This is a genomic window from Massilia sp. Mn16-1_5 (assembly GCF_004798585.1).
Classification (GTDB): domain Bacteria; phylum Pseudomonadota; class Gammaproteobacteria; order Burkholderiales; family Burkholderiaceae_D; genus Telluria.
In genome coordinates, this window is record NZ_PPXQ01000028.1 from 31,289 (window position 1) to 42,154 (window position 10,866).

Annotated in this window: 8 protein-coding genes and 1 pseudogene; 8 read left to right on the forward strand and 1 reads right to left on the reverse strand. The window is 61.2% G+C overall.

What is annotated here, in order from left to right:
- Nucleotides 1-498 precede the first annotated feature (498 nt).
- From C2862_RS23470 to C2862_RS23505, 8 genes are all read left to right on the forward strand, one after another.
- A complete protein-coding gene (locus C2862_RS23470; protein WP_136223226.1) occupies nucleotides 499-2,766 on the forward strand; it encodes a copper-translocating P-type ATPase in 2,268 nt (755 codons plus the stop codon).
- 21 nt (nucleotides 2,767-2,787) lie between these two features.
- Nucleotides 2,788-4,701, forward strand: coding sequence for a copper resistance system multicopper oxidase (locus C2862_RS23475; protein ID WP_136223227.1), 1,914 nt, complete (start codon nucleotides 2,788-2,790; stop codon nucleotides 4,699-4,701).
- Nucleotides 4,698-5,999, forward strand: coding sequence for a copper resistance protein B (locus tag C2862_RS25860; RefSeq protein WP_229467577.1), 1,302 nt, complete (start codon nucleotides 4,698-4,700; stop codon nucleotides 5,997-5,999). Before C2862_RS23475 ends, C2862_RS25860 begins: the two co-directional genes overlap by 4 nt.
- 125 nt (nucleotides 6,000-6,124) lie before the next feature.
- Nucleotides 6,125-6,469 (forward strand): four-helix bundle copper-binding protein, encoded by a 345-nt coding sequence (locus C2862_RS23485; RefSeq protein ID WP_136223228.1) that lies wholly within the window; start codon nucleotides 6,125-6,127, stop codon nucleotides 6,467-6,469.
- 227 nt (nucleotides 6,470-6,696) lie between these two features.
- Nucleotides 6,697-7,368: a heavy metal response regulator transcription factor gene (locus tag C2862_RS23490; RefSeq protein WP_136223229.1), complete on the forward strand. Its 672-nt coding sequence runs from the start codon at nucleotides 6,697-6,699 to the stop codon at nucleotides 7,366-7,368.
- A complete protein-coding gene (locus C2862_RS23495) occupies nucleotides 7,365-8,771 on the forward strand; it encodes a heavy metal sensor histidine kinase (RefSeq protein WP_136223231.1) in 1,407 nt (468 codons plus the stop codon). The genes C2862_RS23490 and C2862_RS23495 overlap by 4 nt, the downstream gene beginning before the upstream one ends.
- Before the next feature lie 362 nt (nucleotides 8,772-9,133).
- Entirely contained in the window at nucleotides 9,134-9,502 is a 369-nt protein-coding gene (gene copC, locus C2862_RS23500) for a copper homeostasis periplasmic binding protein CopC (protein ID WP_136223232.1), read from the forward strand.
- Complete coding sequence (locus C2862_RS23505; protein WP_136223234.1) at nucleotides 9,503-10,393, forward strand: CopD family protein; 891 nt, start codon at nucleotides 9,503-9,505, stop codon at nucleotides 10,391-10,393.
- Nucleotides 10,394-10,756: 363 nt separating this feature from the next.
- On the opposite strand, the pseudogene C2862_RS23510 reads toward C2862_RS23505, so the two are convergent.
- A pseudogene (locus C2862_RS23510) lies at nucleotides 10,757-10,866 on the reverse strand (IS5/IS1182 family transposase); the annotation flags it as partial.

Here is a 10,866-nt window from a genome sequence, read left to right on the forward strand (position 1 = left end):
TGGAAAGCAAGGACAATTCGCAGGTGGGTCTGCAAGACAGTGATGTGCATGATCAGTCCACGCAAGGCTCCGTGCACAAGAGTTCGTGCAGCCACTGCGCGGGCTGCACGTTTGGCGCGTTCGCGCCGCCCTCCGTCGCCGCGTTCGCGTCAACCGGCGCTCCATCAAGCGTCGTTCTTCTCCCTTCTTCCGACCCGTTCACCGGGTTCATCTCCGCTCGCATAGAGCGACCTCCACGTTACGCGGCCTCCTTCGCCGGCTGAACATCGTTTCAGGAAGCGCATCCAGCAGTAGCCTGCCATCGCTTTCCATACGGTTTGGTATCCGCATGCCATGCAGCGTCGCAACGGGATCGCGAATTATGTACAGCCAAACGTCCTGATGCTGCCCGCTAGCGCCGGTGCGGCTCAGTATGCCCAATCAGAGAACCGGTAAGGATACCGATGGTCCGCTGAGCATCCGCTGGTGTTTCCGGCTATGGCTCAAGGGAGGAGGAATATGAAGAACCAGTCTACGCACGACCACCAGCACGGGCATGAGCATGAGCACAGCCATGCTGATCGCCATCATGAACACGCCGGATCTTCAGTTGTGGTGGCGAAGCCGCAGCGGGACGCCAACATTGATGGGGACTCTGCCGGAGGCGTGTTTACGTGTCCCATGCATCCGCAAATCCGCCGCGATGCCCCGGGGAACTGCCCCATCTGCGGCATGGCCCTCGAACCGGTTATGCCGGCGCTCGATGAAGGAGAAAGCCCTGAACTCGTGAATTTCAGGCGGCGGTTCTGGGTGACCTTGCCTTTGACGGTCGTCGTGACGGCGCTCGCCATGGGAGTCCATCAGTTCGTACCGGAGGGGCTGCCCTACCAAAACTATGTTGAATTGGCGCTCAGTGCGCCGGTTGTGTTGTGGGGAGCCGCGCCGTTCTTCAGGTTAGGTGCGCAGTCCGTAGCTAATCGAAGCCCAAACATGTGGACCCTGATCAGTCTGGGCGTGCTGGCCGCCTTCATCTACAGTGTGGTAGCAACCGTCGCTCCGCACCTGATACCGGAGCAATTCGGATCGCATGGCCGAGCCAGTGTGTACTACGAGGCCGCGGCCGTGATTGTGTCCCTGACTTTGTTGGGACAGACACTGGAATTGCGTGCACGGTCCCAGACGTCGGCGGCGATCAAGTCGCTGCTGGGCATGGCGCCAAAAACTGCGCGACGGATCGGTTCCGACGGAAACGAGGAGGACGTCCAGATCAGCCACGTGCACGTGGGCGACATGCTGCGAGTACGCCCTGGCGAGAAGGTGCCCGTCGACGGCCAAGTCGTCGAGGGGACAAGTGCGGTCGATGAGTCCATGCTGACAGGCGAGCCGGTTCCCGTAGTGAAACAACCAGGCGACAAGGTCATTGCCGCAACGCTAAACACGAACGGCAGCCTGGTGATTCGCTCCGAGCGCATCGGTGCCCAGACCGTCCTGTCCCAGATCGTGCAGCTTGTTGCCCAGGCACAGCGCTCGCGGGCGCCGCTGCAGCGCCTCGCAGACCAGGTCGCCGGATACTTCGTGACGGTCGTCGTCGTCATTGCCCTCTTGACGCTGGTCGGGTGGGGCGTATGGGGACCAGGGGCTAGCTGGAGCTACGGCTTCGTTAACGCCGTATCCGTGCTGATTATCGCGTGCCCCTGTGCCCTGGGCCTGGCAACGCCCATGTCGATCATGGCCGCGACCGGCCGCGCCGCCACCCAGGGGATCTTGTACCGGGACGCTGCCGCGATCGAGGCGATGCGCAAGGTAAATACCCTGGTCGTCGACAAGACCGGCACGCTCACCGCGGGAAAGCCAGCCTTCGACCGGGTGCTGGCGGCCCCGGACTTCGACCCGGACGAGGTGCTGCGCATTGCGGCCAGCCTGGACCAGGGCAGCGAGCACCCGCTTGCTGACGCAATCGTGGCAGAGGCCCGGCGTCGCCAGATGACCTTGTCGGCATCCGCGCAGTTCGAGTCGTCCACTGGCATCGGTGTCACCGGCATGATCGACAACCGCCGCGTCGCACTGGGGAACACGGCCCTGATGCAGGCCGAAGGTGCCGACGTCCACCCGCTCGCCGCCGAGGCGGACAGCCTGCGCCGGGAGGGTGCCAGCGTCATGTATTTAGCCGTCGACAAACGCTTTGCCGGGTTGATTGCCGTGTCGGACCCGATCAAGGCGTCAACGCCGGAAGCCCTGGCAAGCCTGCGCCAGTCCGGCCTGTCCATCGTCATGGCAACTGGCGACGGTGTCGCAACGGCCGCCAGCGTAGCAGGCAAGCTCGGTATTCAAGAGTTTCATGGCGAAGTGAAGCCGCGGGACAAGCTCGAGCTCGTTGAGCGCCTGCAAGGGCAGGGCAAGATCGTCGCGATGGTGGGTGACGGCATCAACGATGCGCCGGCACTGGCCAAAGCCGACGTCGGGATCGCGATGGGGACGGGGACCGACGTCGCGATCCATAGCGCCCATGTGACCCTGGTTAAAGGCGACCTGCGCTCGATCGCGCGAGCACGCGAGTTATCGGTCGCGACCGTGCGCAATATGCGGCAGAACCTGGCTTTCGCTTTCGTCTACAACGCGCTTGGCATCCCGTTGGCCGCCGGCTTGCTGTACCCGGTCACGGGGCAATTCCTTTCGCCGATGATCGCGGCCCTGGCCATGAGCCTGAGCTCCGTATCAGTCATCACCAACGCGTTGCGCCTGCGCGGCGGCACCGAGGCACGCAGCGTACCAACACCAAGTACTTAATTAATCGAAGAGGGAGAATTCATGCAACACGATGATAGTGCAGGAAGCGGCGTCAATACCTGGCGCCGCCGCATTCTGCAAGGAGTGGGAGCTGTCGCCGGCGTCGCCGGGCTCAGTCCGGCGCGACTATTTGCCGCCGAGACCGATCCCGGGGCCCTGAGGGGAAGCGAATTCGATCTCCAGATCGGAGCGACGCCGGTTAATTTTTCGGGAGCCCAGCGGGTTGCAACCGCCGTCAATGGCCGAGTACCGGCGCCGACCTTGTACTGGCGCGAGGGCGACACTGTCACCCTCAGAGTGACCAACCGCCTGCCCGACACGAGCTCGATCCACTGGCACGGCATCTTGCTGCCGGCAGAGATGGATGGGGTTCCCGGGCTGAGCTTTTCGGGCATCCGTCCGGGCGAGACCTTCGTCTATCGCTTCCAAGTCAAACAGAGCGGGACCTACTGGTACCACAGCCACTCAGGCTTCCAGGAACAGACTGGCCTCTACGGCCCGATTGTCATCACGCCCAAGGGGGGCGAGCGGGTACCGGCAGACCGCGACTACGTCGTCATGCTGTCGGACTGGACCGATTCGGACCCCGAGCGGGTGTTTGCGAACCTGAAAAAGATGAGTGACTTCTTCGCCAGCAACCAGCCGACGTTTGGTGACTTTGTAAGCGATGTCCGGTCGATGGGCCTCGGCCCCGCCGTGGACAAGCGCAAGATGTGGAACCGCATGCGCATGATGCCGACCGACTTCAGCGATGTAACAGCGAGCCGCAATGTCAGCGGAGGCCTGCATTTCCTGATCAACGGGATGCCGGCGGCGAAGAATTGGACAGGGCTGTTCCGGCCAGGCGAAAAAGTGCGTCTGCGATTTATTAACGGCGCGGCGACGACGATATTCGATGTTCGAATTCCGGGCCTGAAGATGACGGTGGTTTCGGCCGACGGTCAGGATGTCGAACCAGTTCCCGTTGATGAGTTCCGCATTTCCGTTGCTGAAACCTACGACGTAATCGTCGAACCCCAGGAAGACAAGGCTTATACGATCTTTGCGCAGTCGATTGGTCGTTCCGGTTTTGTCCGCGCGACCCTCGCGCCACGGGCCGGCATGCAGGCGCCGGTACCGGAAGTCGATCCGGCAGGATGGCTGACGATGACAGACATGATGGGCGCCATGTCGATGGCCGGGATGGCCGGCATGCCGGGCATGGACCAGGCAAAGTCTCGAGGAGCGGGCAGCATGCAGGGCATGGACCATAGCAAGATGGACGGGATGGAGATGCAGGGCATGGACCACAGCAAAATGCAGGGGATGGACCATAGCAAGATGCAGGGCATGGACCACAGCAAGATGGGGGGCATGGAGTCGGGTTTGAAGCAGGAGATGCCGATGGGCGGCATGCAGCAATCGGGGCAAGCGCCAAAGGTCACGCATGCCAGAACGGAGTATGGTCCTGGCGTCGACATGCATGTCGACATGCCCCGTACCAATCTCGACGATCCGGGTATTAACCTTCGCGACAACGGGCGCCGCGTCCTCACCTATGCGGACCTGCGTACGATTGGCGGGCCGATCGACCCGCGCGAACCGACGCGCGAAATCGAGCTTCACCTGACCGGCAATATGAACCGATTCATGTGGTCGTTCGACGGGCAGAAGTTCTCCGAAGCGACGCCGATTCATTTCCGCGCGGGAGAACGCCTGCGCATCGTCCTCGTGAACGACACGATGATGACCCACCCCATCCACCTTCACGGGATGTGGAGCGAGCTGGAGTCGCCTGACGGGCAGTTCCAGGTGCGCAAGCACACGATCAATGTCCAGCCGGCGCAACGCGTCACCTATCGGGTGACCGCCGACGCCCCAGGCCATTGGGCCTATCACTGCCACTTGCTGTACCACATGGAGGCGGGAATGTTCAGGGAGGTGGTCGTATCATGAAGAAGCCAATGATGACAAGGGGAGGGCTTCCTCTGCTGCTTTGCGCGCTCGTCGCCAACCAATGCGCACAGGCACAGACCACCGCGCCTCGGACAGCAAATCCGCCAGGCGCCTCGCAGGAAGGACCCGTCCAGGACATGACCGGGATGGATCATTCGCAGATGGACCATTCGAAGATGAGCCAGTCCAAGCCGCAGCAGTCCAAGGCCAGGAAGCCCGCGGCAGGGCAGCCGGTAAAGGACCAATCGAACATGGATCACTCCGGAATGGGCCACTCGCAGATGACGATGCCGGTCCCTGCGCAGGCGGCGCCAGCGCCGATGTCGCAGCAGCAGCCGACGATGCAGGGGATGAACCACTCGCAGATGGACCACGCGATGCCGCGGCAGGCCGATTCAAACAGACCCACCGGAGAGCAGCCAGCGAAGGATCAGCCCAGCATGGATCACTCTGGGATGTCCCATTCGCAAATGACGATGCCCCCGGCGGCACAGGCTGCATCCGGCGCTAAGCCCCAGCAGGCGATGACGCACGCGGCGGGGGGCTCGACGGGCTCCATGCAGATGGGACCGATGCAGGGAGGTAAAGCACCTGCCGATGCACGCGACCCGAATGCCTACGGCGAAGGAACGCGTCACGCCAACTTTCCCGGCAACGAGATGATGGACGACATGCCCTCTGGACGGGTGTTGATCGACAGCGCCGAATTGTCGCGCGGCGACGGCGAGCACGGCCAGAACCTCGATGCCGAAGCCTGGTACGGCGGGGACTACAACAAAGTATGGCTGAAGGCCCAGGGCGAGCGTACGGGGGGGCGGCTGGAGTCATTGCGCACCGAGGCTCTATGGGATCGCGCCTTCGCCCCTTTCTGGAGCACCCAGCTCGGCGTGCGCCATGATACGGGCGGGGGCGAGTCCCGCAACTGGCTTGCTGCCGGCGTGCGCGGCCTGGCGCCGTACTGGTTCGACGTGGAGGCAACTGCCTACGCGCGTCCTGGAGGCGAATTTGCTGCCCGGTTCGACGCCCGTTACGAAGTGCTGTTCACGCAACGGCTCATCCTCGAGCCTCAGCTCGAGGGCAATTTGTACAGCCATGCCGATCCAGCTCTTGGAACGGGGACTGGCCTGTCCAACATCGAGTTCGGCCTGCGCCTGCGTTACGAAATCAGGCGCCAGTTCGCGCCCTACATCGGCGTGACATGGAACCGCAGGGTCGGCAGCACCGCGGACCTGGCAAGAGCGCGCGGCGAGGACGCCACGACGTTCCGTGCTGTAGCCGGATTACGCGTCTGGTATTGACCGATTTATGAAAGGGAGCGAGAGCGGCAGGCCAGGGCGCGTCCGGAGACGCTCCTGTGGAAAAGCCGCCGATGTACCTGAGAGGGCATTGTTCATTCAATTCATTTCGACAAAGGAGCAACATCATGCATAACCAACAATTCGAATCGTGTATCGCCGCGTGTAACGACTGTGCCGACGCCTGCGACATGTGTGCGTCGGCCTGCCTGCAGGAGGACGACGTCAAGATGATGGCACGCTGCATTGCGCTGGACATCGACTGTGCACAGATCTGCCGGGTCGCTGCTGCGGTCATGGCCCGCGGAGGCCCGGCAGCAAACGCGATTTGCCAGGCTTGCGCCGCGACCTGCGACATGTGCGCGGACGAATGCGCCAAGCACTCGATGCAGCACTGTCAGGATTGCGCCGCTGCTTGCCGCCGCTGCGCCGAGGAGTGCCGCCAGATGGGTTCGATGGGCGCCAGCGCCTGATTCAAGGGACCATTGGCATGGCCACAGGGCCGTGGGGTGTTCGCTGGTAGAGTTACGTTACAGCATGGCCCTGTTCCGCTTATTTGGGTAAGCGGCGGTTTCGCGCAAACACGCAAACTGTAATGAGCCTGTCATCCCGATGTAATGATCGAGTCACTCCGCCGCCATGTTTCTCTTCCGGATGGCCGCTAGAATACGTCTGGCCTAAATAGTGTTACAGGATGAACATGCGTCTATTAGTTGTCGAAGATGAGCTTAAAGCAGGTGATTATCTTCAGAAGGGATTGAGCGAATCCGGTTTTGTTGTCGACCTGGTCCGGAGCGGAACAGAAGGACTCGCCGCGGCCACTGCCATGCATTACGATCTGATTGTGCTGGACGTCATGCTGCCTGGACTCGACGGATGGCAGGTCATCAGTGCGCTGAGGAAGAGCGTCGATACGCCGGTTCTGTTCCTGACCGCACGGGACGCGCTCGCTGATCGTATCAAGGGGCTCGAGTTGGGCGCGGACGACTATCTTGTCAAACCGTTTGCTTTTGCTGAACTACTCATCCGGATCAAGACGCTACTGCGGCGTGGGCCCATACGTGAACTGGAAGTCCTACAGATTGCCGACCTCGAGATTGATGTACCGAAACATCGCGTAACCCGAATGGGAAACCGAATCGATCTCACAGCAAAGGAGTTCGCCTTGCTGCACCTGCTGGCCCAGCGCACGGGACAGGTGCTGTCGCGTTCGGCCATCGCTTCGCAGGTTTGGGACATGAACTTCGACAGTGAAACCAACGTCGTCGACGTCGCGATCCGGCGGCTTCGCGCAAAAATCGACGACCCGTACAGCGCGAAACTCATCCATACGGTGCGCAGCATGGGCTACGTACTGGAAGACCGGGGATGAGTGTCTGGAAGCGTTCCCTTACGATGCAGCTCGGGGCGCTGTTCGCAGCGATTGCTGTCGTGGTATTCGCTGCCGTCGGTATCGTCCTGTACCAGGCGCTGGCGCGCCAGCTGCAAGAGCGTGACGATGCCGACCTGATTGACAGGATTTCGTTGATACGCCACCTGCTCGACGAAACCGCGACGGCGACTGACGTGGGCAAGACTCCCCATCAGTTCCTGGACGCTGTCGACATCCATGGTGGCTACCTTCTTGTGATCGAAACGATCGATGGACGGCCTCTGCTGCGTAATGTCGGGCAGAGGAAGTTTACGGTCCCGGCCAAAGCCGTCGCTACAACGCGTGCGCCGACTGCGAATGATGTGATTGGCGAAAACGAGGTCGGAGGCGGAGGGCTGAGGATATTGACGGCGCTGGGCGAGGCTGCTGACGGGAGTGTGGTGCGCATCGTTCTGGCCAGGACGCCGTATGACCGCTCCGTGCTGCTTGCAGCATATCGCCTGAAAGTGATGGCAGCGGTGATCGGGGGAGCCATTCTTACCGCGTTGATGGGTTTTCTGCTGGTAAAACGCGGCCTGCGGCAGGTATGGCAACTGGCCGATCAGGCCAGGAACGTGACAGCGACTAACCTCGCCGTGAGGCTCGACGCGGCGACCGCCCCAGCTGAGCTGCTTGTGCTGGCTGATGCCTTTAACGCCGTTCTGGACCGTCTCCAAAAAAGCTTCGAACACCTGTCGCAGTTTTCTGCCGATCTGGCACACGACATGCGCACGCCGCTCAACAACCTGATGGTGCAAACGCAGGTTGCACTGTCCCAGCCGCGGTCGAACGAGGAATACCAGAACCTGCTGTCATCGAATCATGAAGAGTTCGAGCGCATGGCGCGCATGGTGGAGAGCATGCTCTTCCTGGCGCGGGCGGACCACGAAGAAATATTGCTGAGTACCGAACGGCTCGATGCGAACAAGGCGCTCGAGCAGATCGCGGAGTATTTCGAGGCACCAGCAGCGGAAGCGGGGATCGGTATCAAAGTCCGGGCAAGCGGCACCGTCCTCGCAGACTTGCACCTGCTGCGGCGCGCGGTGAACAATCTTGTCGCTAATGCGGTCCGGTACACGCCCAAAGGCGGCACGATCCGGCTCGAAGCCTCCGCAGCGGACGGCGGGATGCGCATAGCGGTCGTTAATCCCGGCGTCGGCATTAGCACCGCCGACCTCCCACGGCTGTTCGACCGGTTTTACCGGGCTGACAGTTCGCGCTCGAGTGCCGCCAGGTCGGCAGGCCTGGGACTGGCGATCGTTCGGTCCATCATGACGCTCCACCGGGGCCGGGTCAGTGCAAGCAGCGAGCAAGGGTTGACCCGTTTCGAACTGTTTTTCCCTGATCGCCGGACGGAGACTTAAATTGCCCTGCACACGCTGATGCTTCGACCCGATAGCTCAAGTTCGATGCTGCCATACGTCGCGGATATCGGCTCGTGCATAGAGTTCTGCCGGGCTGATCCTGACTCGTTACTAGACAAGTACCACACTTTGGTATTCCGGCAGCTACCGATACGGCGCCAATGCCATTGCCCTCTTGACCACTCCATCCGGTTGGCCTCGTTGTAATGCGAATGTAATGTTTGGGTAATTTACCCGTATGACGGGCTCCCTATAATAGCTTCATGAAAATATATATGCCCGCAGCAAGGCATGTAGCGAAGGAGCGATAGGGTGCCACGTCCGCACCCCAACCGGTAGACCATCAACCAAGGAGTAACAAGATGAAAGCATTCCAATCGATCATGATTGCATCGGCATTCGCGGCGTCAGTACTTGCAAGCCCGTTTGCGTCGGCCCACGCCAGCCTGAAGGCCTCGGATCCTCTGGCAGGCAGCACTGTCGCGACCGCACCGAAACAGATTTCGCTGACCTTCAACGAGAAAATCGAGCAGGCCTTCAGCACTGTCAGCCTCAACGACAGTACGGGCAAAGCCGTGACCACCGCCAAGGCCACGGTGGATGCCGATAATCCGGCCGTCCTGCGTCTTGAGACCCCGACGCTGGCTGCCGGCGCCTACACCGTCAAGTGGGCAGTAGCGGGCCACGATGGGCATCGTCGCACCGGCGAGTTCTCGTTCACGGTGAAGTAATTGGATCGCGTTGCGCTGCTGCAGGTGACCTCGGTCTGGCTGGTCGACTTCGGCTTTGCCTGGCTGGTCGGGTCCTGGTTTGCGCGCCGCTGGCTGCAAGCCGCGTACGTGCCGGCGGCGAGCTACCAGGGCTCCTTGCGTCAGCTCGACCTTGCGGCAGCCGGACTGGTTATGGCATCGAGTGCGGCCGCATTCTGGGCTGCTACCGCAGTCATGGGGGGATTCCAGCTGGCTGAAGCAGGTCCGATGCTCTGGACAATGCTTGCGACGACCTCGCTCGGGCACGCCGGGGCTGTTGGCCTGGCGGCGATCGCGCTACTGCTTCTATGTCGGCTCATCCATCGTCCCGGTCGCGCTGCGGATGGGGCAGTCTTGTTGCTGCTTGTCGTGTTCACTGTTACCCGAGCCTCGATGGGCCATGCGGGCGAACAGGGGTTCTTAAGCATGCCACTTGCGGCTGAAAGCATCCATCTCTTCGCCATCGCGCTTTGGGTTGGCATGGTGATGGTGTCGGGCTGGTTTGTCCTCGACCGCGCGGAGGTCGACAGGCCAAAGATGTCTGCCTATCTTGATGCGATGTCCAACGCGGCAATGGTCGCGGTGACGGCCATTGTCGCTACGGGGCTATACAGTGCCTGGCACCGTGTCGGGACTGCCGAGCACTTGGTCGGCACCGACTACGGCATCACGCTGCTGGTGAAAGTAGTCTTGGTAGTGTTCGCTATCGCGCTGGGCGGCTATAACAAGTTCTTTGGCCTGCCCGCCGCCGGCAGCTCGGCTGAGGGCCAGCGCACCGTACGCTTCGTGTTGCGTCTGGAAGCTGTGGCGGTTCTCGGCGCGCTCGCCGCCGCCGCGTTCCTCGTCTCGCAGCAGCCTCCAAGCGCGATGTGATTGCTGGAGGGCAACAGGCGCTTGACCTGCCGATTACGGTTCGAATCACTTCAGTTGCAAAAGCCGCCGGCCAAGTTAGTAATCATGTGACGTGGCCGCTTTTTTAGCCAATCAATCTGAGACGCACGGCTGCGGATACTGAACCGGCCTAGCGCTCTTTTCTATATCCGTCTGCGCCGATGGGAGTGACGTCGAGCTCCGTGCCACTAGGGTTGGACGATGAAAAACGGGAATTGGCCTAGACCGGTTGTGACGTAATTTAAATGTAATGTCCGAGTAATTGAGCCGTTCCCTTTGCTACCTATAATGATGTCATGGGCACGTTGTATTTAACTAGGAAACGCTAAGAGACGGTTTAATAACTCACCGGAAACGCATCCGGTGCAGTAATGAAGAGCCGAGCGCGATGAAAATCATCGCTTCCGACACATCAAGGCGCTGCTCGTAGTCCCGGACAAGACGGCGATAGCGCA

Coding starts and splice junctions, on each gene's coding strand:
- C2862_RS23485 (WP_136223228.1), top strand. CDS start 6,125: ATGCATAACCAACAATTCGAATCGTGTATCGCCGCGTGTAACGACTGT.
- C2862_RS23475 (WP_136223227.1), top strand. CDS start 2,788: ATGCAACACGATGATAGTGCAGGAAGCGGCGTCAATACCTGGCGCCGC.
- copC (WP_136223232.1), top strand. CDS start 9,134: ATGAAAGCATTCCAATCGATCATGATTGCATCGGCATTCGCGGCGTCA.
- C2862_RS25860 (WP_229467577.1), top strand. CDS start 4,698: ATGAAGAAGCCAATGATGACAAGGGGAGGGCTTCCTCTGCTGCTTTGC.
- C2862_RS23490 (WP_136223229.1), top strand. CDS start 6,697: ATGCGTCTATTAGTTGTCGAAGATGAGCTTAAAGCAGGTGATTATCTT.
- C2862_RS23495 (WP_136223231.1), top strand. CDS start 7,365: ATGAGTGTCTGGAAGCGTTCCCTTACGATGCAGCTCGGGGCGCTGTTC.
- C2862_RS23470 (WP_136223226.1), top strand. CDS start 499: ATGAAGAACCAGTCTACGCACGACCACCAGCACGGGCATGAGCATGAG.